At 39.6% G+C, this 25,556-nt stretch carries 25 protein-coding genes and 10 tRNA genes; 18 read left to right on the top strand and 17 right to left on the bottom strand.

The genetic code is table 11. The features are described 5' to 3' along the window. The first annotated feature begins 42 nt into the window (after positions 1–42). Positions 43–1,443 (top strand): hypothetical protein, encoded by a 1,401-nt coding sequence (locus tag ACJJVX_RS11820; RefSeq protein WP_405631596.1) that lies wholly within the window; start codon positions 43–45, stop codon positions 1,441–1,443. A 6-nt stretch (positions 1,444–1,449) separates the two neighbouring features. Here ACJJVX_RS11820 and ACJJVX_RS11815 read toward each other — a convergent pair whose 3' ends face one another. After that, positions 1,450–2,079 (bottom strand): sulfotransferase, encoded by a 630-nt coding sequence (locus ACJJVX_RS11815; protein ID WP_082379070.1) that lies wholly within the window; start codon positions 2,077–2,079, stop codon positions 1,450–1,452. Positions 2,080–2,154: 75 nt separating this feature from the next. Further along, positions 2,155–2,388: a hypothetical protein gene (locus ACJJVX_RS11810; RefSeq protein ID WP_405631594.1), complete on the bottom strand. Its 234-nt coding sequence runs from the start codon at positions 2,386–2,388 to the stop codon at positions 2,155–2,157. Between the two features lie 244 nt (positions 2,389–2,632). On the opposite strand from ACJJVX_RS11810, the gene cysZ reads away from it, so the two are divergent. Further along, positions 2,633–3,340, top strand: coding sequence for a sulfate transporter CysZ (gene cysZ / locus ACJJVX_RS11805; RefSeq protein ID WP_211842031.1), 708 nt, complete (start codon positions 2,633–2,635; stop codon positions 3,338–3,340). 44 nt (positions 3,341–3,384) lie between these two features. Here cysZ and ACJJVX_RS11800 read toward each other — a convergent pair whose 3' ends face one another. The 13 genes from ACJJVX_RS11800 to hemA form a co-directional block, all read right to left on the bottom strand. After that, positions 3,385–3,738 (bottom strand): YkgJ family cysteine cluster protein, encoded by a 354-nt coding sequence (locus tag ACJJVX_RS11800; protein WP_054206450.1) that lies wholly within the window; start codon positions 3,736–3,738, stop codon positions 3,385–3,387. Positions 3,739–4,018: 280 nt separating this feature from the next. After that, positions 4,019–5,104: a 23S rRNA (cytidine(2498)-2'-O)-methyltransferase RlmM gene (rlmM, locus tag ACJJVX_RS11795; RefSeq protein ID WP_054206451.1), complete on the bottom strand. Its 1,086-nt coding sequence runs from the start codon at positions 5,102–5,104 to the stop codon at positions 4,019–4,021. A gap of 64 nt (positions 5,105–5,168) precedes the next feature. Beyond that, positions 5,169–5,537 (bottom strand): DUF423 domain-containing protein, encoded by a 369-nt coding sequence (locus ACJJVX_RS11790; RefSeq protein ID WP_054206452.1) that lies wholly within the window; start codon positions 5,535–5,537, stop codon positions 5,169–5,171. Positions 5,538–5,570: 33 nt separating this feature from the next. Next, positions 5,571–6,206: an alpha/beta family hydrolase gene (locus tag ACJJVX_RS11785; protein WP_054206453.1), complete on the bottom strand. Its 636-nt coding sequence runs from the start codon at positions 6,204–6,206 to the stop codon at positions 5,571–5,573. 1 nt (position 6,207) lies between these two features. After that, positions 6,208–7,104 carry a transcriptional regulator GcvA gene (locus ACJJVX_RS11780; RefSeq protein ID WP_054206454.1) on the bottom strand — a complete coding sequence of 299 codons (897 nt, stop codon included), beginning with the start codon at positions 7,102–7,104 and terminating at the stop codon, positions 6,208–6,210. A gap of 384 nt (positions 7,105–7,488) precedes the next feature. Continuing rightward, positions 7,489–8,343, bottom strand: a complete 855-nt coding sequence (gene kdsA / locus ACJJVX_RS11775; RefSeq protein WP_054206455.1) for a 3-deoxy-8-phosphooctulonate synthase — start codon at positions 8,341–8,343, stop codon at positions 7,489–7,491. A gap of 9 nt (positions 8,344–8,352) precedes the next feature. Further along, positions 8,353–9,606, bottom strand: a complete 1,254-nt coding sequence (locus ACJJVX_RS11770; RefSeq protein WP_054206456.1) for a DUF819 domain-containing protein — start codon at positions 9,604–9,606, stop codon at positions 8,353–8,355. Positions 9,607–9,621: 15 nt separating this feature from the next. Then, entirely contained in the window at positions 9,622–10,449 is an 828-nt protein-coding gene (locus ACJJVX_RS11765; RefSeq protein ID WP_054206457.1) for a tetratricopeptide repeat protein, read from the bottom strand. Between the two features lie 176 nt (positions 10,450–10,625). Continuing rightward, the gene (locus tag ACJJVX_RS11760; RefSeq protein WP_054206458.1) at positions 10,626–11,000 is read right to left on the bottom strand and encodes a SirB2 family protein; all 375 of its coding nucleotides are present in this window, start codon (positions 10,998–11,000) and stop codon (positions 10,626–10,628) included. 43 nt (positions 11,001–11,043) lie between these two features. Next, entirely contained in the window at positions 11,044–12,582 is a 1,539-nt protein-coding gene (locus ACJJVX_RS11755) for a response regulator (protein ID WP_054206459.1), read from the bottom strand. A gap of 53 nt (positions 12,583–12,635) precedes the next feature. Continuing rightward, entirely contained in the window at positions 12,636–13,478 is an 843-nt protein-coding gene (prmC, locus tag ACJJVX_RS11750) for a peptide chain release factor N(5)-glutamine methyltransferase (protein ID WP_054206460.1), read from the bottom strand. 2 nt (positions 13,479–13,480) lie between these two features. Further along, on the bottom strand, positions 13,481–14,566 hold the full coding sequence (gene prfA / locus ACJJVX_RS11745; protein ID WP_054206461.1) for a peptide chain release factor 1: 1,086 nt from the start codon (positions 14,564–14,566) through the stop codon (positions 13,481–13,483). A 7-nt stretch (positions 14,567–14,573) separates the two neighbouring features. Beyond that, a complete protein-coding gene (gene hemA, locus ACJJVX_RS11740; RefSeq protein ID WP_054206462.1) occupies positions 14,574–15,830 on the bottom strand; it encodes a glutamyl-tRNA reductase in 1,257 nt (418 codons plus the stop codon). A gap of 83 nt (positions 15,831–15,913) precedes the next feature. Between hemA and lolB the strand changes: the two genes are divergently transcribed. The 16 genes from lolB to ACJJVX_RS11660 all read left to right on the top strand — a co-directional run bounded on the left by lolB (position 15,914) and on the right by ACJJVX_RS11660 (position 22,511). Further along, the gene (lolB, locus tag ACJJVX_RS11735; RefSeq protein ID WP_405631589.1) at positions 15,914–16,501 is read left to right on the top strand and encodes a lipoprotein insertase outer membrane protein LolB; all 588 of its coding nucleotides are present in this window, start codon (positions 15,914–15,916) and stop codon (positions 16,499–16,501) included. A gap of 1 nt (position 16,502) precedes the next feature. Then, a complete protein-coding gene (gene ispE, locus ACJJVX_RS11730) occupies positions 16,503–17,360 on the top strand; it encodes a 4-(cytidine 5'-diphospho)-2-C-methyl-D-erythritol kinase (protein ID WP_405631586.1) in 858 nt (285 codons plus the stop codon). Between the two features lie 99 nt (positions 17,361–17,459). Beyond that, entirely contained in the window at positions 17,460–18,407 is a 948-nt protein-coding gene (locus ACJJVX_RS11725; RefSeq protein WP_054206464.1) for a ribose-phosphate pyrophosphokinase, read from the top strand. Between the two features lie 160 nt (positions 18,408–18,567). After that, positions 18,568–19,173, top strand: coding sequence for a 50S ribosomal protein L25/general stress protein Ctc (locus ACJJVX_RS11720; RefSeq protein ID WP_054206465.1), 606 nt, complete (start codon positions 18,568–18,570; stop codon positions 19,171–19,173). A gap of 16 nt (positions 19,174–19,189) precedes the next feature. Then, positions 19,190–19,774 carry an aminoacyl-tRNA hydrolase gene (gene pth / locus ACJJVX_RS11715; RefSeq protein WP_405631582.1) on the top strand — a complete coding sequence of 195 codons (585 nt, stop codon included), beginning with the start codon at positions 19,190–19,192 and terminating at the stop codon, positions 19,772–19,774. A 54-nt stretch (positions 19,775–19,828) separates the two neighbouring features. Then, a complete protein-coding gene (gene ychF, locus ACJJVX_RS11710; RefSeq protein ID WP_169326929.1) occupies positions 19,829–20,920 on the top strand; it encodes a redox-regulated ATPase YchF in 1,092 nt (363 codons plus the stop codon). A gap of 398 nt (positions 20,921–21,318) precedes the next feature. Continuing rightward, positions 21,319–21,395, top strand: a tRNA-Met gene (locus ACJJVX_RS11705). A gap of 64 nt (positions 21,396–21,459) precedes the next feature. After that, positions 21,460–21,544: transfer RNA gene (locus ACJJVX_RS11700), tRNA-Leu, on the top strand. A 38-nt stretch (positions 21,545–21,582) separates the two neighbouring features. Next, positions 21,583–21,657, top strand: a tRNA-Gln gene (locus tag ACJJVX_RS11695). Between the two features lie 5 nt (positions 21,658–21,662). Next, positions 21,663–21,739, top strand: a tRNA-Met gene (locus tag ACJJVX_RS11690). 87 nt (positions 21,740–21,826) lie between these two features. Then, positions 21,827–21,911 (top strand) — tRNA-Leu (locus ACJJVX_RS11685). A 40-nt stretch (positions 21,912–21,951) separates the two neighbouring features. Then, positions 21,952–22,026: transfer RNA gene (locus tag ACJJVX_RS11680), tRNA-Gln, on the top strand. Between the two features lie 45 nt (positions 22,027–22,071). Then, positions 22,072–22,156, top strand: a tRNA-Leu gene (locus ACJJVX_RS11675). Between the two features lie 40 nt (positions 22,157–22,196). Further along, positions 22,197–22,271, top strand: a tRNA-Gln gene (locus tag ACJJVX_RS11670). A gap of 42 nt (positions 22,272–22,313) precedes the next feature. Continuing rightward, a tRNA-Leu gene (locus tag ACJJVX_RS11665) sits at positions 22,314–22,398 on the top strand. 38 nt (positions 22,399–22,436) lie between these two features. Continuing rightward, positions 22,437–22,511, top strand: a tRNA-Gln gene (locus tag ACJJVX_RS11660). A gap of 23 nt (positions 22,512–22,534) precedes the next feature. On the opposite strand, the gene ACJJVX_RS11655 is transcribed toward ACJJVX_RS11660, so the two are convergent. After that, positions 22,535–24,103 (bottom strand): putative bifunctional diguanylate cyclase/phosphodiesterase, encoded by a 1,569-nt coding sequence (locus ACJJVX_RS11655; protein ID WP_405631579.1) that lies wholly within the window; start codon positions 24,101–24,103, stop codon positions 22,535–22,537. Between the two features lie 226 nt (positions 24,104–24,329). After that, positions 24,330–25,499 (bottom strand): FAD-dependent monooxygenase, encoded by a 1,170-nt coding sequence (locus tag ACJJVX_RS11650; protein ID WP_054455338.1) that lies wholly within the window; start codon positions 25,497–25,499, stop codon positions 24,330–24,332. Positions 25,500–25,556 lie beyond the last annotated feature (57 nt).

Below are 25,556 nucleotides of genomic sequence, written 5' to 3'. Positions count from 1 at the left end.
TCGATATATAAACAAGTGCATTGGCAATGTTAAGGAGCAACAGTGAAAATACCAAGCCTACCCCAAGCTCAGCGTCTATTTACGCAACCGATAAAACCCCACCTTGGGGATAAATTTAAAGCCGCTATTGAGGTCTTTACCTCTTCACCTGTAAACAAAGAACTAAACACGATAGAAAATGCCCCTGTTATTGCTGTTGATGACCCATTTAAAGGTCGAAAGCTTAATCATGATGATCTCCCTCATTACTTTGGTATGGGCCTTTATGGGCTAAGCAGTAGTGCTATAGAAATGAATAAGCCATTTACAGAGCGAACCTATCGCTATGGCGAGTTTACTGATCCCGACGATATTAATGCTTTTTTGGATCAACTAGACAGGCTCGACGGCGAGCATCGAAGAATGTTTCAACATATAAAACCCACACAAGAGCTACTCGATTTAGCGCAAAAGATGAGTGATGAAGAATTAAGCCTGTTCGCCGAGTTTGCAGTCACAACATCAAGCCTACGGTTTGGTATGCAAAACAAAGATATTAGCGAGCAGTTAATTTCATCATTAAGTAAGCTCTCTGATGAGGCGTTAAGCAGTACCGTTAACACGATGGCGGCAATACTTAAACAAGGCGATGATTATAAAAAACCAACGTCCCCCATTGGCGATGACATCAATGGCAATGAGCCATTAGTAATGCAAAGCAGCGACGAAAATATCGATTGGTTTAAATCAAGCTATAAAGCCAATAATACAAAGACTGATTTAGCAATAAGCTACGCGAATTTATTGATGAATAAAAACCAAAGTGATGAACAACTAACGCAATTAAATTCCCATTTAGCTGATACAAACCTGCAACAAAGCAGCGGTATTATCGATATGATGAGCCTTATAAAAACACATCAAAACGATGAAATGTTAGCTATGTTGAGTGAAGTAGACAAAGATAATCAAAATGATGTATTTACTTACCTTGCACAACAAACTAATTACCAAGCAAATAAGCAGTATTATCAACTTGGTAATGGTAAACATGTTGCTCAACAAGACAATATTAGTGATCCATCAAGTCGCCGAATACTCTATGATAATATTTTAGAAGCATACAATGACATAGGCTTGGGCTGGATAAACGATACCCTAGACGAGATAAAAGAATCACCTGCCCAAATACAAAACCAAATATGGGAAAAGCTTTTAGCCGATAAAGAAAAATCACCTGATCAATTCATTCATTCTGACTCCGTACAAAAGTGGGTTACAACGAATGTACCGAGTATGCAAATGAACTTTCACACACAACAAATAAATAAAATTTATGATTATAATAGTGAACGATTAGTACCTGATTTATTGGGTAGACTCACCTTTTTTAGTAGTGGTAACAGTGCCCACTCATCAACAAAAAATGATGTGAGTTATATTAAAGAGCCTGCGGTTACTTAATGCTGGTTAATAATCAAAGTATTTACGATGCTCTACACCTGCTAAGTTAGAATTCACTTTATTCGGATGCTTATACTCACGCCAGTTAGCAACGTTTCGGCCAACATTTAACTTAGGGAAGTCGGCATCTCCTTCGATCGGTAAACCTAAAAATGCCTTTAACTCACGCAAACTTCCCGGCTCGCTAACGTCTATCGATAAAAAGTCATCTCGGTCTTTAAAATATGACAATACGCCCTGCTGATGCTGTAAGTAACAGTCAACTAATACACTCTGTGTTAATGGCTGTCTCAGGGGGGCGCTAATAGGAAAAACATCATGAAAACTGCGCTTTAAAACTGGGCTAAATCGCCCTGCTTTCAGCTCTAAATGAGGCATCATTTTTTCAAGCAGCATGGATATTGAGGGCACCCATTTATTTAAATCTCGACTTAAATAAACAAATTTAGAATTGGGGAATAACTTATCTAAGTGCATATAGTCACTAAAACAAGGCGCATCAGATATCGCATCAGCAACTTCAAACGCTTTTTTGGTAAACGCAGTATGAGCAACTAACAGCCCCATTTCTAATAACGCAACACTGATACTGGTCGTGCCGGTTCTTGGTAGGCCAATAATAAATAGCTTAGACATTAAAAGTGACTCATTATAAAAATGGCCGCTAGTATATACCCAACCGTCCTAAATTACAGACATTAACGCTCAGCTTTAAAGATCATTTTCATTTACCTTATTTGATAAGTGCAATTGCAGGATCGGCACTAGTTCAGCTACTAATATAATAACAGTATCATTTGTTTTATCTAACTTTACCCAACCATCTGTACCCATAATTTCAATTGACGTTACGCTAAACACCTCTGCCTTTAATGAATCCCATAAACCTGACAGGCGAAAAACGCCCATTGTCGTATCAATACGCGTAATATTAAATTTATCCAATCGACCTCTCATTTGCTAAGCGCTATAAACGATCTCATAACTCTTTTACTTAATACCTGAATCCAAGTCGAGTAAAAGCAGAGCGGAGTCATTTTTAATTTAATTAGTTGATCAGCGCTATTTTCAACTGCACTCATTATTAAACACTTTGTTACCTAAAAATGCTGTTCAAAATACCTGAGCAATTTATACTAAAACCAATATAGCTAGGATCTGAGGTTTTAACGTGCAGTTTACGCAAGGTATGGAATATTTTTTTTCGGGTTTTAAATTGATCACGCAAAAAGGCTTAAAGCGCTTTGTATTTATTCCTTTGTTAATCAATATAGTGCTTTTTGGTAGTTCATTGTTTTTTTTATACGGCTGGCTGACTGATGGGTTTGCATATTTAAATAACCTATTACCTACATGGTTAAGTTGGCTCGAGTGGCTAATGTGGCCGATAGCAGTATTAGTCATTTTATTTAGTTACAGCATGCTCTTTACAGTAATAACTAATTTTATTGCAGCGCCCTTTAATGGTTTACTCAGTGAGAAAGTGGAACTGTACCTTACTGGCCAAACAGTCAATGATGATGGCTTAATGGATACACTAAAAGATGTTCCTCGTATGCTCTCTCGTGAATGGATTAAACTGTGTTACTTTTTACCCCGCGCAATTGGCTTTTTTATTCTTTTGTGGGTACTCCCAGTGATTGGGCAGCTAATCTGGGTGATGTTCACCTGTTGGATGTACGCAGTGCAATATAAAGATTATGCTTTTGATAATCATAAAATTTGTTTTAAACAAATGAGGCAAGATCTGAAGCAAAAACAAGGTCTGTCGTATGGGTTTGGTTTTGCGGTAATGTTACTGACGGCCATACCAGTGGTAAATCTAATCGTTATGCCAGTTGCTGTTTGTGGGGCAACCCGCTTATGGGTAGATAACTACCGCCCTAACTATCGCTAATACTCAATGGGGAGCTCAATACACACTGTTATTAACTCCCCTTTTTATACTAATACCTGGCGTGTATTGGCAATAAAATGATGTACTTCACGCTCAATCTTAGGATCTACAGGTTCTTCTGGCGCACGATCGTTCGGGCAAGGCATTCGCGGAGTAGTACCAAAAAGGCGGCAAATCAATGGGCGCTCGTCATACACAGTGCAGCCCTTTGGACCAAGATGCACACAATTAAATTCATTTAACGCCGCTTCATGTTCTGCATCTGTTTTTACCGGTAACCGCGACATTTCTTCAGATGATGTTGTCACCGGCCCGCAGCAATCATGGCAACCTTCAACACATTTAAATGATGGAATATTAGCCCGCAATCGCAATATGACTTTTTGATTTTTATACATCTATATCTTCTCTTTATTTTTCAGTGCGCTTATACAGCAACTTCACTCATTCCCTATTAACCGTATATTACGTGTTATACGCAGCAATTTGCAAGGTTACGTTAGTGCTTATTTACGCCATAGTAGCTAAAAGTAAAGCGTAAAATTAGTTAAATAATAAATAAAAGTAATTAATTATATTAAGTATCACCGCTCTAGCTATATAAATTAATTACACTTTGATACTTAGCAAAAAGCACAGTAAATACTGTGCTTTTTAATCACTGTAATTTACAAACTTTTAGCTATATAAGTTTTGCGGCACTTTAGTCACGTTTAAGTGCACCGTCACTTCTTCACGATCGTGGTATAAGTGCTTTGCTTGAAGCTCATAACTAATACCATACTTTGCAAGCTCTTCTCTGATCATGGTTAAACACTCATACACACTGTCAAAGCGTTTTTTCATCGGTAACTTTAGGTTGAAGATCAGCTCAGTTGCATAAGCATTAACCGCCCAATCAATCATTAGGCTAGTAACTTTAGTTGGTTTTTCAACCATGTCACAGACTAACCATTGAATATTGCGCTTTTCTGGGCGGTATTTAAAACCATCAGCTCTAAAGTGCTTAACTTGCCCCGTTTCCATTAAATCATCGTTCATTGGGCCATTATCAATCGCGCTTACAAACATACCGCGGCGAACTAATTGATACGTCCAACCACCTGGACACGCGCCAAGATCAACGCTGCGCATTCCAGCTTGAACACGGCTTTCGCGCTCTTTTTCTGGGATAAACACATTAAATGCTTCATCAAGTTTAAGTGTTGAACGACTCGGCGCATCGCTTGGCATACGTAAACGTAAAATACCCATAAAAAATGGCGAATTATTATAGCTATACGAGTGACCAACATAAGCCGTATTGTTGGTTAAAAACATGATATGCATTACTGGGCGATTTGCTTTTGGCTCACGTAAAACCGTATTTTGCTTTTCAAGTGCTTTTTTAAGCGGCGTTGATATTTTTTTGCAAAAGGTTAAAAGCTCTTTGCCTTCATTTGTATCTGGCGTTTCTACTCGTAGCTCTGAGCATAAAGGAAAATCGATAGCGGCTTTAACTATCTCACCGACGCGATCTTCAACGGGCATATTTTCAAGTAAAGTACCCGCAAACCATTGGCGAGCAAACACCATATTTTTAAAATCGACTTTTTTAATAATTTCGTCACTGTGTGATGCATCAAAGCATTCATAAATAACATAGCCAGTGTTAGGTTTTGCTTTTACATACCCTGCAAAACCTTGCTCTGCGGCATGGAAAGTTATTTCAGCAGCGGCATCATTTTCAAAACCACTACGACAGTAAATTACTACACTTGACATAAAAACCCTTTAATAGCTTACTTTTCATCCAAACTGAAGAACGCAAAGCTAAGCTTATTCATTATTAAAATTTAAATCGTGCAACTTGCACTAAAACAATAGCCCACGCGATGATAAAACACACACCACCAATAGGTGTAATTGGTCCAAGCCACTTAAAGCCTGTTATTGCTAATAAATACAAACTACCACTGAATAACACCGTACCTGCGATAAAAAACCAACCAGCAACGGTTAAATTTAGACCCCATTTAATTAAAATGGCCGTGGCTATCAGTGCTAAGCCATGCATCATTTGATAATCAGCAGCTGTTTTAAACACCCCAAGCGCATACTCTGATAATCGGCTTTTTAAACCATGTGCTGCAAAAGCCCCCAGTACAACCGACAACATACAAAATAAACTGCCAGCCATTAAAAATAATTTAATCATGTATTCCCCTTAGAAAAACGACTACACCAAAATTTACTGTACAGCGAGTTTGATCATAAAGTTTGCAGCGTTTTCTGCCGCTTCACTTAAGTTTTGTTCAACAGTGAAACCGCTACGCTTACGCGGCTTTAAAGAATGATCTCCATCATTTAACCACACAAATTCTGGGCGCTTTGCAAGCTCAAGTGTTGCGAGCTCTTCACGTGTGCCAAAGGTGTCTCGCTCACCTTGCAGTACTATAAATGGGCATGCAATATCCCCAAAATGATCTATGCGTAACTTTTCAGGTTTACCTGGGGGATGAAATGGGTAACCAAATGCAACTACACCGAGAATTGGCTCTTTGCTTTGGCATGCAAGCATTGAAGCCATCCGTCCACCCATTGACTTGCCACCGATAAATAAAGGTAAGTTTGGCTGCGCTAGGGTCAGTATATGTGCATAATAATCGAGTAATTTAGGGGCGCGATCAGGTGGCCTGCGCTTATTCGTTTGCTTCGCTATTTGCATGTATTCAAAATCAAATAACCCAACATCAATCCCTTTTTTACCAAGTAATACCGCCATATGCTGCATAAACTCGGAGTCACTGCCAGCACCCGCTCCATGCGCAAATATAAATTGTGCCTGTGCAGGCTGCTGCGTACTTTTAAACCATTGTATTGTCATATTAGTATTCTTGCTCTTGTTCTACTAAGCTAAGCATCCACTGTTTAAAGGAGACAATTTTACCCAGTTCTGATTGTGACTCTCGGCTTACTAAATAATAAGCATTTTTACTCTCTAGGCTGTGGTTAAAAGGGATAACTAATCGCCCCGCATCAATATCTGGTTTTGCCAATACGCTGTTACCTATTGCCACGCCCTGCCCATGTACTGCCGCTTGTAAGACCATCGATGAGTGACTAAAAATAGGCCCTTGGTTTACCTGTATATTACGCACGCCAGCTGTTTTCATCCATGTTTTCCAATTTTTTCGCGTTGTATCATGCAATAACGTGTGATTGGCTAAATCACTCGGCTGGTTAAGTGGTTTTAAACCCGTAAGTAACATGGGGCTACATAACGGCACTAAGTATTCAGTATGAAGCTTATGTGTTTGCACACCACTCCAATGACCACGGCCATAATAAATAGCAACATCAACGTCATCGGTAAGCGAGTTTTCATCTTGATCTTGGGCTTTTATTCGCACATCGATTTCAGGGTGTAACTCATTAAACAAACTTAATCGTGGCACAAGCCATTGAATTGCAAAACTTGGGGTTAAACTTACCGTTAATGAGCCCTTAGCACCTCGGGCTAATAGCTTTTCGGTTGCATCAATAAGCTGTGTAAAAATTTCTTTAATATCGAGGAAGTAACCTTGCCCTTCTTCGGTTAACAATAACGAGCGATTTTTACGTAAAAACAACTTCAACCCTAAGTGTTCTTCAAGTGTTTTTATTTGATGACTGACAGCCGCTTGCGTTACATAAAGCTCTTCTGCTGCTTTTGTAAAACTTAAATGACGCGCAGCCGCTTCAAAAGCTTTTAGTGCGTTTAATGGAGGTACCCGTCTTGACATGATAACCAAGCTTAGAATTAGTTTTTCTTATGCGGTGAATTATATACCTATGCTAAGAAAGAGTATATTTAAGGCGTAAAAAAAGCGACCTTAGTCGCTTTTTAAATATATACCCAAGCCACCTCAAGATGCAGAATTCAGCGTTTCACAGGGGCTTAATATCAAGGCGTTACTTTGCAATAATGGCAGTCCCTTTTAAGAAGTAGCAACGATGAGAGTGAGCACCTGTGAAGCGCCCAACGGGTTGGCTTAAAAGCGATTTATACAGCGTTATTGATTTTAACAATAGAACCACTATTATTTGCAATCAATGCCTTGCCTAAATCGTTTTTAATTCCAACTGAAACTCGCATCTTGAGGTGGCTTGGGTATAGACGTCGCTAATTATAAATCGCTTGCACTGGTATCCAGTGGTGCAAAGCTTTTAATTAAATCATCAACCGCTTTCATTTGGCTCAAGTAGCCTTCAAGTTTACTCAATGCTAACGCACATGGGCCGTCACATCTGGCTTCGTTTGGATTAGGGTGAGCTTCAATAAATAGTCCAGCAAGTCCGAGCGCCATTCCACTGCGAGCAAGTTCAGCCGCTTGAGCACGGCGTCCATCAGCAGAGTCTGCACGTCCACCAGGGCGTTGTAATGCATGGGTTGCATCAAAAATAACAGGAGCCATTGGCTTCATGTCATCCATACCTAGCATATCGACAACAAGATTATTATAACCAAAACTAGAACCACGCTCACACAACGCTATGTTGTTATTACCCGCTTCATTAAATTTAGTAATGATATGGCGCATTTCGTGTGGAGCTAAAAACTGTGGTTTTTTAACATTAATAACAGCGCCCGTCTTAGCCATTGCTACAACGAGATCCGTTTGACGTGCTAAAAATGCAGGTAGTTGGATAACATCAACGACTTCAGCCACAGGCGCAGCTTGATGAGGTTCATGAACGTCTGTGATAAGCGGAACATTAAACGTTTTTTTGATCTCTTCAAAAATTCTCAGCCCTTCTTCCATACCTGGTCCACGGTATGAATTTATTGATGATCGGTTTGCTTTATCAAATGACGCTTTAAATACATAAGGAATATTAAGCTTGCTGGTCACTTCCACGTAATGCTCAGCAATTCGCATCGCCAGATCGCGAGACTCAAGTACATTCATGCCACCGAACAACACAAACGGTTTATCATTGGCCAGTTCAATATTACTAATTTTAATCAAATGGTTATTCATTATTATTCCTCAAGGTGCAACTGCTTGCATCATTAATCCACAAATATATGCCATGTACGTACCTACTCCGTAGCCCATAACCGCCAATAGCACACCAACGGGCGCAAGCGATGGGTGAAAAGCAGATGCCACAACAGGGGCAGATGCGGCGCCGCCGACGTTAGCCTGAGAACCAACGGCCATATAAAATAGCGGCGCTTTTATAATTTTAGCCACAATTAGCATTAAACTAGCGTGCGTTAACATCCAGATTAAACCAATTACAAAATACATAGGCGACTCAAAAATAGCCGTTATATTCATATGTAAGCCAATCGATGCCACTAAGATATACAAGAAACTTGACGCAACCTTCGACGCGCCAAACGCTTCAATATGTCGCACTTTGGTAAATGACAGGCTAATGCCGATCGTGGTAGAAATAACGATTAACCAAAAAAACTTGCTGTTTAAGCTGTACTCTTGCGCCCATGGGAAATTAGCCCCAAAGAAAGGCCCTAAAAAGTCAGCGCAAAAATGCGCAAGGCCTGTAATACCAAAGGCGATTGCGATTATCATCATATAATCGTTTAACGTGGGTGTGCGCGCATGCTCAGCTTGGTATTTTTCAACACGATTTTTTAAGTCTTCGATTGCACTGGTATCTGCGCCCGTTTTTGCATCAATCGCTTTATGATTGGCGGCCATTAATAACAACACAGCCATCCACAAATTAGCGACAATCACATCAACGGTTACCATAGCAGAGAAAATATCACCGCCGACTTCAAACATTTCTTTCATAGACGCCTGGTTTGCACCACCGCCAATCCAACTACCTGCGATTGTTGTCATTCCGCGCCATACGGCATCAGGACCATGACCACCGACAGCTTCTGGATACACCGCACTCATGATCAAAATAGCTAAAGGACCACCAATTACAATACCCACTGTCCCCGTCAAAAACATAATGAGTGCTTTGGGGCCAAGATTAATAATGGCACGTAAATCAATGCTGATTGTCAGTAAAATTAAACACGCTGGTAGTAAATAGCGCGACGCCACATAATAAACATTAGAGGCGCTGCCATCGACAATACCAAATGTATTAAGCAGTGACGGTAAAAAATAGCAAAGGAGTAATGCGGGGACATATTTGTAAAACTTTTTTAGTGCACTGTGCTCACTATGAGATGTTTTAAAAATAAAACCTAATATTACAGCCAACAAACCAAATACAACGGCATCGTTGGTAATTAATGCGGTATTAGTATCAACCATTGGAATTCCTTAAAATTAATGGTGCGTTTTATTATTATCTTCGAGTTCTTCTAATTGGTGCTGAATTATTTCTATTGCTGGATCATCTGGACATTCATCAATAAAAAATTGTAAGTCGTCACGCGCCATTTGCGGGCAATCTAGCTGGTTTAATAAATAACCTCGATCACGTCTTTCATATGGATCATCACCAATGAGTTCCATGAGCATTTCGACGCAGTTCAAAGCATGACCAAATTTATTACCGCTGATAAATGCCCATTTTTGTTGCGCTAAATAAAGTTTATAAACATCTTCATCAAAAATAAGCTCTAACGGTTCTTGTTCGTCACCATTTTCTTCACTGGCGTTTTCAGGAATGATATACCAGCTTTGCTGACCAGTACTGGGTTCGAGTAAATACCCTTCCTCATCACTGATTGCAATATGTACGTTTACTTCACTATTGTTAATAGTCACATTAGCATCAAAATCAGCATGATTGAGTAAATGACATAATAATATTGCCAACGTCGTTTCTGAACCACTGCGCATACTGAGCATATAGCTAAAACTATTCAGAGTGTATTCTGGTACTTTTAGACTTGAGACACTAAATAGCCACTGCGTGAAAAACATATCAACTAATGCGTCAAAGCGCTCGTGAGTATCAATATGTTGCTGGCATAGCTCAGTTACCTGACTTTCAAAATCGCTCAATGTAGCAAAGCTATCGCTTAGATCTGCTTGAGGGTCCCACTTTGCTTCAGCGCTGATACAACGATACAACGCTTGGGGAACGAATGTGTCAAAAGCCTCATCTTGATAGGACTCATTTTGATCTTCAAACCAAGGGGTGGTCATTAATACTGCAACATCTTTTTTAGAAAACGAATCACTAGTTTACCTAGTTTTTAGGCGAGATACCAACGCCGCGCGTTAGTTTATACCCGCGTATTCTCAAATCACTTGATTCAATGTTTTGAGATCACGCGGATATTTAGTGCAAAGACTCAATATGTCTTTGCACATTCAGAGAGTTAAAGAAACAAAGCTGTCTTAGTAACTGCTAATTTACCTATTAATGCGATTACAGCTGTTGTAACAACCAATAGGACTACTTTAATGCTGGTTTTTTGCTGCTTACTTGCAATAACGCCCAGTACAATATAAGCCACAACTAAAATAATTTTTTCAAGTAGCCACATCTGCTCCAATGGGTTCATTTTTGCAATGGCCATTAACGCAAACGCTGAAATAAGTAAGAATGTATCTGTAGCGTGGCTACCAATAAATACCACCTTATTCTTTGCGATTGTGCCACTTCCCATTCGTGAAAATGAACGTACATAAAATAAAACGATGCTTAAAACGGCGATTGCCATGTGAGTGTGTTTTACTGCTAAATATTCCATATGCCCCTGTACTACTTTGTTTTATAAAATTAAACCGCGCCCCCTAGTCAGGATAACGCGCTAATACTTGCTCTAATTCATCAAGATTGTCATTAAATATATCAACTAATTTAGGCTCAAAGTGTTTACCTTTTTGTTGATTAATTTCTTCGACTACTTTCTCACATGTCCACGCCTCTTTATAACAACGCTTGTGGCGTAGTGCATCATAAACGTCAGCAAGTGCGACTATTCTGCCAAAAATGTGGATGTTTTTTTCTTTTAGCCCCAGAGGATACCCAGAGCCATCCCATTTTTCATGATGATCACGGGCAATTAATGCACCTGCATTCACAATTTCACGTGTTGAATCTTTTAAAATTGCATGCCCTTTTTGAGTATGCGTTTTCATGACTTCCCATTCAGCATCTGTCAGTTTAGATGGCTTATTAAGTATCGCATCTGGAATACCGACTTTACCTACATCATGTAAAGGCGATGCTAAACGAATAAGTTCTGCTTCACGTTTTGATAAACCATAACCCAGCGCTAAAATATGACAAATATGAGAAACCCGTTTTACATGGTTTCCCGTTTCTGTTGAGCGTTGTTCAAGCGCTTCACTTAAACGAAGCATCAATTCTTGTTGTGTCGCTTCTATTTCTGATTGTAATTGCACATTTTCATACGCTAGTTGCACGTTTTGTGAAAAAATCTTAATTAGATGACGTTGTGTATCCGTCAAATGTTGCGGAATACCTGAAATGAACAACATTGAATTATGGTTATACTCACTACAACAATACGCAAATAAATAATTATCTTTATAAATAATTGTTTTACCTTGTAATGCTTCTTTGCATGCGAGTAATTGATCAGTACTTAATACTTCTTCAATCGCTTTACCCTCACTGCGTTCAAAATCGCCGCGACCAGAAAAAACAACCAGCTTTTTTTGGTTATCTTGTGGGTTACCTGCAACTAAACTGGTTGCATACATTGCTTGATCTACGGTGCCTATCAAAGAAGTTAATTGTTGCATAACGCCCTCAATAAAACTCTCAATTGAGTGAGCTGAAAAAATATCTCGTGATGCTTTAATTATTTTTTCAAGACCTTGGCGAGATTGCTCAATCGATAATATATCGCGATAAGAACGTAAGCTAGACATCACAACGGTGAATAGCTTTTGTGCCGTCAGTTCAGTCTTCGATTTATAATCGTTGATATCATAATTAACGATAACTTGACGCTCTGGTGCTTGCCCTGGTTGACCTGTACGCAGAATAATACGGATATGATTATTTTTAGCGACTTCACGAATATACTGTGCAACTTTAAGCCCGGCGTCATCCGTTTCCATCACTACATCTAGAAGTACAATTGCGGCATCTGGATTATTGTCTATTACTTTTTTTGCTTCCGCACCTGAATAAGCACTAATAAACTCTAAGCGCTTATTTTGAAATTCAAAATCACTCAACGCTAATTTAGTTACTGCATGAACTTCAGATTCATCATCAACAATGATGACTTTCCAGGTCCCCTTAATTACTTCTACTTCTTCTTCTTGCGGTTCATCCGAAAATAAAAAATCATCCATTCACTTAGTCCTCAAAGGCGGTTTTCGTTGCTCTCGCACTGCAATTTTTATAATTATCCAGGCCACTGTGCAAGCGTTACACGATCGTTATTTGCTAAATCTTTAACTGTAAGTATATTTGTATACGCCATTTGTGCAAAAAAACTATGCACTTTAGTACTTTGTTGATAACCATGCTCTATCAGAAGATAGCCATTTGTCGTTAAATAATCACGCGCTTGAGTAATAATGTACTTGATATCGGCCATACCGTCATCGTCAGCTACTAATGCTGACAGCGGTTCAAAACGAACATCACCTTGATTTAAGTGGATATCATCTTGTTCAATATAAGGCGGATTACTAACAATTAAATCAAACTGTTGCATTGCTACTTCACTAAACCAATCACTTTGCACAAAGCCTACATTCGTAAACCCTAAGCGCTGCTTATTCGTATTAGCAAGTGCGACAGCCTCGCTCACTCTATCAACACCCGTTATCTGCCAATGTGGCATTTCGCTGGCAAGCGCAAGTGCAATTGCACCTGTGCCCGTGCCCAAATCAAGCACATTAGCAACTGTCGGTAACTGTAAACCTAAGGCATGTTCAACCAATGTTTCTGTATCTGGGCGTGGGATCAAAGTGCTTGCATTAACTTGTAATGGTAAACTCCAAAACTCTCGCAAACCTGTTATATGGGCAACAGGTTCACCATTTAAACGTCGCTGACAATACTCATCAAATTGCAACTGTTGAGCTGCACTAAGCTGCTTTTCAGGCCAACTAAATAAATAGCTATGTGGTTTTTGGAGCACATCAAGTAATAAAACTTGTGCATCTAGTTTTGCACTGTCGGTGCTACTTTGCAATAGCAAAGCAGCCCGTTTAATTGCTGAGTCAACCGTGTCTGTCACGATTATTCATCACCCATTGCGGCTAATAAATCAGCTTGATATTCTTGCATAAGCGGCTCAACCACACAGCCTAAATCACCTGCTACTACTTCATTTAAGCGATATAAAGTGAGATTGATACGATGATCTGTAATACGTCCTTGCGGGTAGTTGTAAGTACGTATTCGCTCTGAACGATCACCGCTTCCCACTAAGTTACGACGCTCTGATGCTTCTGCTGCATGGCGTTTCTCATCTTCGGCTTGCTGTAATCTAGCTGCAAGTACTGACATCGCTTTAGCGCGGTTTTTATGCTGTGAACGTTGATCCTGACACTCAACCACAACACCAGTAGGTATATGCGTAAGTCGAATAGCTGAATCGGTTTTATTAACGTGCTGACCACCGGCACCTGATGCACGAAAGGTATCAACTTTTAAATCCGCGGTGTTAATTTGTATCGCTTCGGCCTCTGGTACTTCCGCCATCACCGCTACAGTACACGCTGACGTATGCACGCGCCCCTGAGACTCAGTTTCTGGCACACGTTGTACGCGATGTACACCTGATTCAAACTTTAATTGCCCGTAAACACCTTCACCACTGATATTCGCAATCACTTCTTTGTAACCACCGTGCTCACCTTCATTGGTGCTCACAACTTCTACTTTCCATTTTTTAGTTTCTGCGTAACGGCTGTACATACGGAATAAGTCACCTGCAAAAATAGCCGCTTCATCACCGCCCGTCCCAGCGCGTACTTCAACAAACACGTTGTTATTATCTCGCGGGTCTTTTGGCAACATTAATACTTGTATTTGATCTTCAATTACCAGAATTTGTGCTTTTGCTTCTTTATATTCTTCTTGCGCCATTTCACGCATATCTGGGTCTGAATCTTTCAGCATTTCTTCTGCAGCAACAACATCATTTTGTGTTTCTTGATAGCCTAAAAATGCTTTAACGATTTCTTCCAGCTCAGAATATTCTTTAGAAAGAGCACGAAAGCGGTTTTGATCGCTAATAACCGACGGGTCACTTAGTAACGCTTGGACTTCTTCATAACGCTCAACTAAGGTTTCTAATTTATGATAAACGGACTCTTTCATGTAACTGTTATTCCTGATCAATACCTAACATTTTCTTTAATTGGCTTAACTGAGCAACTTCACCTTTTTTAGCCGCATCTTGAATTGCACGGGTAGGCGCGTGCATCAAACGGTTGGTTAATTTGTTGGCCAGCTCTAAAATAATTTTTTCTGCGTCTTTACCAGTATTTAATTGGCTAATTGCCTTATCAACCAATTCAGACTTTATATCATGTACATCTTGACGATATGTACGAATCAAATCGACTGAGTCGAGTGAACGCATCCACATTACAAATTCAGCACAGCGCTGAGTAATAATAACTTGCGCCTCGTCAGCGGCTTGTTCTCTTGAGGCGATATTTTCGCTTACTATTGCCTGTAAGTCATCAACCGAATACAAATAGGCGGCATCTAATTCACCAACTTGACTTTCAATGTCACGCGGCACAGCAATATCAATAAATAACATTGGCTTATTACGACGTTGTTTTAGTGCTTGTTCAACCACACCTTTACCAATAATAGGGAGTGTACTCGCAGTCGAACTAATAACGATATCTGCTTGATGTAATCGCTCAGGTAACTGTGCTAATGCAATAACATCCGCATTAACGTCTTGTGCTAATAATTTAGCGCGTTCAATAGTACGGTTTGCGACTGTAATTTGCTGTGGCTCATTTTGGTATAAATGTTTAGCGACTAGCTCTATTGTTTCCCCTGCACCTATTAATAGCACATTTGTTTTATCTAACTTTCCATAAATATGCTTTGCTAAATTAACTGCAGCGTATGCAACTGAAACAGCGCTTGCGCCTATCTCGGTCTCTGTTCTGACTTGCTTTGCCACTGAAAATGTTTTTTGAAATAAACGATCAAAAATCAAGTTAACCGAATTATGGTTTTTAGCGCTGTTATAAGCCTGCTTAATTTGCCCTAAAATTTGCGGCTCCCCCAACACCAGTGAATCGAGCCCACACGATACGCGCATTAAATGATTGATAGCGTCTTGGTCTTCATGACAATATATATTGTCACTCAGCTCTTGTTCATCTAAACCATGGAAACTTGCAAGCCACTGTAACAGTGTTTGGGAATTTTGCTGAGCAAGGCTACAATAGATTTCGGTGCGGTTACAGGTTGATACTATAACGGCTTCATTAAACTGTTCATGATCACTTAGTTGCTGTAACGCCTCTGATAATTGCTCAGGCGAAAAGGCGACCTTTTCTCGTAATTCTACGGATGCGGTTTTGTGATTAATACCAAGTGCTACTATGGTCATATTTGCCAAATATTGCTAAGCCATGCTCGAAAGGCAATAATTTTACCAAAAATCAGCTGAATATGGAAAGTAAGGAACGACATTTGATTCGACTATATTTGATTTTACTCACATTTTTTTTATTTTTAAGCGGTTGCGCTCACCGAATTGATCAACAAACAGCCCTTTATGCCAATTGGAAGGACCAATTATCGCAACAAAGTAACTGGCAAGTTGAAGGTAAGATGGCATTTATCAGCTCACAAGAACGTCAATCTGCTAATTTAAACTGGCAGCAAAAGGAAGAGTTAAATCAACTTATTCTCACAACATTTATTGGAACACGAGTATTAGCGTTAAAACAATCGGCTGAAGGGGCTGAGCTTGAGTATGACGACCAAGTTTTTTATGATCAAAACGCCTCAGCGTTATTGCATCGATTAACTGGCTTTACTATTCCTCTTGAAAATGCTGAGCACTGGCTAAAAGGAACGGCTACAGATGAGTCACTGCAAGTAGATGAATTAGGTCGAGCGAAAAGTATTACCTGGCAAGATATCGATGGCAGCCAATGGGATATTAGCTACGGCGATTATCAACAACATGCTGGGTTTTGGTTACCAAAAAAATTAACATTAAAACATCGAGACATTAAAATAAAAATTCAACTCTACGAGTGGCACTTTAATTAATATGACTAAGCAAACTATGACTTCTTTTTCATTATTGGCACCAGCCAAACTTAACTTATTTTTACACATTAATGGTCGCCGTGAAGATGGCTACCATGAACTGGAAACCCTATTTACTTTTTTAAATTATGGCGACGAACTCACCTTCACTTTAACAAATACAGCAAGCATTGAAGTCACAGGTGACACCCAAGGAATCCCCTTAAATGATAATTTGATCTATAAAGCAGCCATTTTGTTACAAAACCACTGTCAAATATCGTTTGGTGTAAAAATAAATTTAATTAAAATATTGCCTATGGGGGGCGGAGTCGGTGGCGGTTCATCCGATGCTGCAAGCACGCTTTTAGCGCTTAATAAATTATGGAAATGTCACTTATCACTGAATGAATTAGCCCAATTAGGAATAAAACTTGGAGCCGATGTGCCCGTGTTCATAAATGGTAGAAGCGCCTTAGCACAAGGCATTGGTGAGAAGTTAGTCGATGTTGAGCTAGAAAAAAAGTGGTTTTGCGTCGTTCATCCAAACGAACATATAAGTACGGCTAAAATATTTACTCACCCCAATTTAAAACGTGATACTCCTAAGCTCAAAGGCGATTGGCAGCAACAGACTTTACGCAACGATTGTGAGTCATTAGTTAAAAAGCTTTGTCCTGAGGTTGAAAAGACCCTCCAGTGGTTGCTAAAATACGCTCCGTCAAAGATGACTGGCACAGGTTCATGTTGTTTTGCTGAATTTGCAACGCAAAAAGAAGCGCAACTTGTTCTTGAAAACCTCCCCAATACATGGAGTGGTTTTATTGCCAGTAGCGTTAATATCTCTCCTGCCCATACGCAGCTGAACGCTATACATTGAAGCAATGAAGTAACGTACAAGTAAATAAAATTAAAGTTAACATGCGACGCGTTTGCATCGCTTGTTAGTCCAAAAATTCAGTGCCTGAGGAACCCTACCGTGCCTGACATGAAGCTCTTCGCTGGTAACGCAACACCTGACTTAGCTCAAAAAGTTGCAAAACGTTTATATATTGAAGTTGGCGATGCTGTTGTTGGCCGTTTTAGCGACGGTGAGATCAGTGTTCAAATTAATGAAAATGTTCGTGGCTCGGATGTTTTTATTGTGCAATCAACCTGCGCCCCTACTAACGATAACTTAATGGAGCTTATTGTTATGGTTGATGCATTACGTCGTGCATCAGCAGGTCGTATTACAGCCGTCATTCCTTATTTTGGTTATGCGCGTCAAGACCGTCGTGTACGTTCTGCCCGTGTTCCAATCACAGCTAAAGTTGTTGCAGACTTCTTATCAAGTGTTGGTGTTGACCGCGTTCTTACGGTTGACTTACATGCTGAGCAAATTCAAGGTTTCTTTGATGTGCCAGTAGATAACGTATTCGGTAGCCCTGTATTACTAGAAGACATGAAAGAACGTAAGTTTGATGATGTTGTTGTAGTATCACCTGATATTGGTGGTGTAGTACGTGCTCGCGCAATTGCAAAATTATTAAACGACACAGATTTAGCTATCATCGATAAACGTCGCCCACAAGCGAACGTTTCTCAAGTAATGCATATCATTGGTGATGTTGAAGGCCGTGACTGTATTATTGTTGATGACATGATCGACACCGGTGGTACATTGTGCAAAGCTGCAGAAGCACTTAAAGAACATGGCGCAAAACGCGTGTTTGCTTATGCAACCCATCCTGTATTATCAGGACAAGCGGTAGAAAACATCCGTAATTCTGTCATTGATGAAGTCATTGTTACTGACTCAATTCCACTGTCTGCTGAATTACAAGCAATTGATAAAATCAAAGTGTTAACTCTTGCAGACATGCTAGCTGAAACAATTCGCCGTATCAGCAACGAAGAATCTATTTCAGCAATGTTTGAACACTAAACTTATTAGTTACAGACACACTGATTATAATAAAGCACCTTTAAGGTGCTTTTTTTATACCCGTTGTTTATTTTAGTTAGGGGTGGTGTTATGATAGCGCGCCTTTTGGCTAGGGACCTTGGTCGCAAAGGCCCTAACTCTTTTAATTATTGGAGACATCATGTCTAACGAAACATATACATTTAATGCAGAACTACGCACAGAAACTGGTACAGGTGCGAGCCGCCGCCTACGTCGCGAAGACAAAGTTCCTGCTATCCTTTACGGTGCAGATAAAGAAGCTACGACTCTTACTTTTGAACATAAAGATATGATCAAAGCACAAGAAAGTGAAGGTTTCTACACTCACATTCTTACTCTTGATATCGCTGGTGAAAAAGTTGAAGCTATCCTTAAAGATATTCAACGTCACCCGTTCAAGCCTAAGATCACTCACCTTGATTTCCAACGTGTAGATGCTGCTCACAAACTTCACACTAAAGTGCCTGTTCACTTTATCGGTGAAGACGTAGTAACTAAAGCTGGTAACACGGTTGTTCACCAATTAACTGAAATCGAAATCACGTGTCTTCCAAAAGCACTTCCTGAGTTCGTTGAAGTTAACGTTGCTGCTTTAGTAGCCGGTGATTCAATCCACATCTCTGACGTTAAACTTCCTGCAGGTGTTTCATCTGTTGATTTAGCGAAAGGTGCTGATCACGACCAGTCTATCGTAACTATCAAAGCTAACAAAGCTGCGCCAGTTGAAGACGAAGCTGCAGAATAATTTCTAGGTTTGCACCTTGAATTCTATTCAAATGCTTGTGGGCCTGGCTAATCCAGGCCCCGAATACGCAAACACACGCCACAATGCAGGTGCTTGGTTCATTGAGCAACTCGCTGCACGCTATAACTGCACGCTAAAACACGATCCTAAGTATCACGGCCTTACAGGTAAAGTGATCATACAAGGTCAAGAATTCAAATTACTGATCCCCACTACTTATATGAATTTAAGTGGTAAAGCAGTCGGTAGTTTAGCCAACTTTTTCAAAATCCCCGTTGAGAGCATTTTAGTTGCTCACGATGAATTGGATCTCGATCCCGGTGTTGCCAAATTAAAAAAAGGTGGCGGACACGGTGGCCATAATGGGTTAAAAGACATTATTGTAAAGATGGCAAATCAAAAAGATTTCATGCGTTTACGAATAGGTGTAGGTCATCCTGGACATCGTGAAATGGTGACTGGTTGGGTGCTTGGAAAAGCAGCCAAAGCAGACCAAGAAAAAATGGATGCCGCAGTTGATGAAGCAGTTCGCTGTATGGAAATACTTGCAAAAGACGGTGTGTTAAAAGCACAAAACAGACTACATTCGTTTAAACCCTAGTAGCTTAGGTATTAAGTAAAACCGTTTAAACGAATCTAAACAAGGTATCTTACTATGGGTTTCAAATGTGGCATCGTCGGTTTGCCTAATGTTGGTAAATCAACACTTTTCAATGCATTAACCAAAGCGGGTATTGAAGCCGCTAACTTTCCTTTTTGTACCATTGAGCCTAATACGGGTGTGGTACCGGTGCCAGATCCTCGCCTAGACGAACTTGCAAAAATTGTAAATCCACAGCGCATCCTTACAACAAGTATGGAATTTGTGGATATTGCAGGTCTTGTAAAAGGCGCTTCAAAAGGTGAAGGTTTAGGTAACCAATTTTTAGCTAACATTCGTGAAACCGATGCTATTGGCCACGTAGTTCGCTGCTTTGAAGATGAAAACATTATTCACGTTGCAGGTACTATTGATCCTGCAGATGATATTGATGTGATCAACACCGAGTTAGTACTTGCTGATATGGATAGCGCTGATAAAGCACTTTTCCGTAATGCGAAAAAAGCCAAAGGTGGCGATAAAGACGCTAAAGAACAAAATGCCGTACTTGAAAAAGTAAAAGTACACCTTGATGAAGGCCTAACTTTACGTTCTTTAACATTAACTAAAGAAGAAAAAGCAGCTATTGCCTCAGTTAACTTCTTAACCATCAAACCAACGATGTATATTGCAAACGTTGCTGAAGATGGGTTTGAAAATAATCCATATCTTGATCGCGTTCGTGAAATTGCCGCAGCAGAAGATGCTGTCGTGGTTCCTGTATGTGCCGCAATCGAATCTGAGCTTTCTGAACTTGATGACGAAGACAAGCTTGAGTTTATGGCCGATCTAGGTCTTGATGAGCCTGGTTTGAATTTAGTGATCCGTGGTGGCTATGAACTACTGCATTTACAAACCTACTTTACTGCAGGTGTAAAAGAAGTACGTGCATGGACAATCCCTGTAGGCGCAACAGCACCACAAGCCGCAGGTAAAATTCATACTGACTTTGAACGTGGCTTTATCCGTGCACAAACTATCGCTTTTGATGACTTTGTTGCCTTCAAGGGTGAAAGTGGTGCAAAAGAAGCAGGTAAAATGCGTCAAGAAGGTAAAGAATACATAGTTAAAGATGGCGACGTAATGAACTTCTTGTTCAACGTTTAATAATCTCTTCTTTTATTAGTATTTAAAAGGCTCATTTACGAGCCTTTTTTATTTTTAGCCCCAAAATTCTATTTAATACTTTCAATATCGATTACATCATTACACTCTTGGTCGATTAAACAAGCCCAAACGTCTATTTTATTCACCAACACAGCAAACTCTTTATATAAGATCCAACTAAAAGATATTCTTTTCTCAACCTAGTTCCTAAAAAATGCAAAATGAACTTAATACAGCAGTCAAAAAACCATCATTTTTATTAAATTTTAGCCGCTTAGCTTATTTTTCCTGCAAACAAACAAAGATACGTGTTTTTTTGCAAAAAAGGTGTTGACGAATTTGGGTCATATCAGCATAATACGCCCCGCACTCAACGATGAAGTGCAAACAAAAAAGATGGCTAAGTAGCTCAGCTGGTTAGAGCACATCACTCATAATGATGGGGTCACAGGTTCAAATCCCGTCTTAGCCACCATTTATTTTTTGTTGCTCAATGAAGAGTTTAAAATAACTACCAAGTGTTTAATTACACAAAGTATGCGGGAGTGGCGGAATTGGTAGACGCGCTGGATTTAGGTTCCAGTAACTTAGGTTGTGAGAGTTCAAGTCTCTCCTTCCGCACCATGTTCTGATAAGAACTAAAATTATCACTTGTTTATTGTTGGGATATCGCCAAGCGGTAAGGCACCAGGTTTTGATCCTGGCATTCCCAGGTTCAAATCCTGGTATCCCAGCCAACAATGGCTAAGTAGCTCAGCTGGTTAGAGCACATCACTCATAATGATGGGGTCACAGGTTCAAATCCCGTCTTAGCCACCATTTCTTTTGAAATGGCTCTGCAAGAGTTAAATTGCGGCTCAATAAAGAGTTTAAAATAACTACCAAGTGTTTTATAACACAAAGTATGCGGGAGTGGCGGAATTGGTAGACGCGCTGGATTTAGGTTCCAGTAACTTAGGTTGTGAGAGTTCAAGTCTCTCCTTCCGCACCATGTTCTTGATAGGAACTAAAATTATCAAATAATTCTTTGTTGGGATATCGCCAAGCGGTAAGGCACCAGGTTTTGATCCTGGCATTCCCAGGTTCAAATCCTGGTATCCCAGCCAACTTTTCTCTACCAAGAAAAGTTGTAAAAGAATGAAAAATAGTATGCGGGAGTGGCGGAATTGGTAGACGCGCTGGATTTAGGTTCCAGTAACTTAGGTTGTGAGAGTTCAAGTCTCTCCTTCCGCACCATGTTCTTGATAAGAACTAAAATTATCAAATAATTCTTTGTTGGGATATCGCCAAGCGGTAAGGCACCAGGTTTTGATCCTGGCATTCCCAGGTTCAAATCCTGGTATCCCAGCCAACTTCTTATACCAAAGTAAGTTGTTAAAGAATGAATTAGTATGCGGGAGTGGCGGAATTGGTAGACGCGCTGGATTTAGGTTCCAGTAACTTAGGTTGTGAGAGTTCAAGTCTCTCCTTCCGCACCATGTTCTTACTTAGAACTAAAACTAGTAAAATTTAGAGTTGGGATATCGCCAAGCGGTAAGGCACCAGGTTTTGATCCTGGCATTCCCAGGTTCAAATCCTGGTATCCCAGCCAATTTTATATCTTCTTAGTATTACCTATCTTAAATACCTCTTTCTAAAGCAATCTATACTCAATGCTTTACTGTAGAAAAAACCTTGAACATAATCACAGTTTAACTTAATTAATGCCTGTTCAACTTTCTTTTCTTCGATACCTTCAGCAACCACATTACAATTAAGCCTACTCGCTAAAAATATTGTAGATTCAACGATTGCATATGCAGCTGGCTCATTGAGCATGTTTTTTATAAATGATTGATCTATTTTTATTTGGTCTATTGGCAATTCTCTTAATAAGACCAGTGAAGAGAAACCAGTACCGAAATCGTCCACACTGAACTTAAAACCCATTTGACTCAATTTAGACATCATTTTACGCGCAGCATTTAAATTCGTCATCATCGCGTTTTCAGTGATCTCAAAAATAATTGATTTACTCACACTTGGATCCAATTCAACTAGCATTTCAATAAAATAATAAAACTCCTCGCTTTCCAAATCTTTAGGTGACAGATTTATATGAAGAAAACCATAAAACCCGTGCGCCTTTAGCTTTTTCAACTGTTTGAACGAATTTAATACAATCCATTGAGATAAAGGTAAAATCAACCCTGTTTGTTCTGCCACAGATATCAATTTATTTGGTGGTATAAACTCCCCATTTTTTTGAGGCCAGCGTATAAGGACTTCAGCACCATGTAACTGCCCACCAAAAGCCGATAATATAGGCTGCAAGTGCAACTCAAATTCATTATCTTGCAATGCTTTTTCAATCCGTGTAGACATCTGACTTAATTCACGCGCCCTGTGTCCTAATTCCGGAAAGTAAGCAACAACTTGCTGAGCCGTCCTTTTTGCTTCATACATAGCCAAATCAGCTTGTATCAGCAGCTCATGCTGGTGTTGGCTATTATCTGGAAACCGACTCACACCAATACTCAGCATGACCGTTATTTTTTGCTCCCTGATTGAAAAAGGTAGACTGATTGCTGTATTAATAGCAGTGACACAATTGACATATTTTTTTTCTGTTCGTGAAAATAAAATAAGCGCGAATTCGTCGCCACCGATTCTATATACCTTAGCAATTCCGGATAAGTGCTGACGCAAGCTTTGAGAGAGTAAACTTAATAGCTCATCACCGTATTGATGGCCGAACCTGTCATTTACCTGCTTAAATCCATTCAAATCTATGAAAAATAGCGTAAATGAATTATTGAGACTGATTTGCTTTTTAAGAATGCGGAAAAACTTATTTCTATTTGGTAGGCGAGTGAGGACATCATGCTCAGCTAAAAAACGTTGCTGTGCGCTTACTCTTTCTATTTTAATAATACTGCTTAAACTTAATCGAGTAACTAGTACAACAAAACCACTGCCACCAAATAAGATCAATGACACACTAGAAGCAACAAAGGTATCCACACCCTGAGTAAAGAAATAATAAATCACCCACCAATAAGCCATTATAAAAAATATAATTAACAGCAATAGTAAGCCCCACTGCGAGCTATTTGTCTTTTTATAAATCAAAAAGGTAGGCTTTAAACTCACACCTAAAAGAAAAGTACCTGCTAAAATTATGAAAATAAAAAAATTATTCACATTTACGCTTCTATAGTCAGGTTGCGTGCAATTTAAAGATGATTAATGAACTCGTAAATTTCCGAACGCTTTAAAATGCAAACAAGTGGCAAAAGTTAGCAAAAAAGCTTTGTATGCTCGGGTATGAGAAGGTCAATTTTTTGTGTCTATAATAAAATGCACGAAGTGATTCGTGCATTTATAAAATTGAAGTTCAGACTAAAGCTTTCTTACCGATAACTTTAATCTAGTTCAATTGTCCACTTATTGCGTATTTTAAAAGCTGATTTTTTAAAAAGCCTGAGTCATTCGCCATTTTTAAAAATTGGCTACGTGCCCATTTTAATGGCGCAACTTGATTTGAAAAACCAAAGTAGCACGCGTCCATCATGCTCATCATGAGTAAATTTGCCTTTCTACGTGTTTGCTCATAATGCTTTAATTGTATTTTAGCTCCAACATCATTGCAGTTGTGCAGGATTTTTGCCAAGGCAACAACATCTTGAAAACCTAAATTAACCCCCTGCCCAGCTAATGGGTTTATGGTATGTGCCGCATCACCCACTAAAACAATTCGCCCGTGCGAATAGCTATTTGCATGTTGACGCGCTAACGGAAAAACAGCGTGGTCAATCACGTCAAAATCCCCAGCTAAAGGTGGAAAATGTTTAAGGATTTGTTGCTTTAGTTCGACCGCTGAAAGTTGTTGCCATTGTTTGAGTTGCTTTGCATCGTGGTAACAAATTAAATTAGCGTAAGGTGCTTGCATGGGTAAAAATGCGACGGGGCCAGAGGGTTTAAATTGCTGCCATGTTTTAACTTGCTGGGGGGCATCTAACTTTATTAAAACCCCCATACAATGCTGCCCATACTGCCAACCTGTTACACCTATACCTGCTTTTTTACGTAGTAATGATTGCCCGCCATCGGCTGCAACCACTAAATCAGCACTAAATTGCTGCTCGCCATAATGTAACGTGACGTACTGATCCGTTTCTTCAATTTTTGACAGCGGCTGGGTTATTTCAATCACCTCAATATTATGCTCAGCAAACTGTTGCCAAATGCTTGCTTGAATTAAATTATTTTCAATCAAATGACCTAAATGCGTGGTATTGATATCGTGACAATCAAACAATAAGTTATCGCCTGAACGCTCAAATGCTTCTAATTGTTGGTAAGCGGCATGACGATGCGCTTTTAAAATAGGCATTGCGCCTAATTCATCTAATAAATGTTCTGAAAAGCGATTGATTGCAGAAACACGAATATCAACCTTTGCACTTGCTAAAACAGCAACAGGGTTTATTACACGGTGCTCAATTACTTTAACCTGACACCCTTGTTTAGCAAGCTTAACAGCCGTGGCAGCACCAACCATGCCGCCGCCGACAACAATAACCTTATTTTTCATCATTTTTAAATCGCTAATTTGGCTATTTTCAGTACGTTTGATTGTATCGTATTTCTATTT

The sequence above is a fragment of the Pseudoalteromonas sp. Ld20 genome (genome assembly GCF_045064175.1).
Taxonomy (GTDB): domain Bacteria; phylum Pseudomonadota; class Gammaproteobacteria; order Enterobacterales; family Alteromonadaceae; genus Pseudoalteromonas; species Pseudoalteromonas neustonica.
This window is presented reverse-complemented; position numbering and strand designations above follow the sequence as displayed.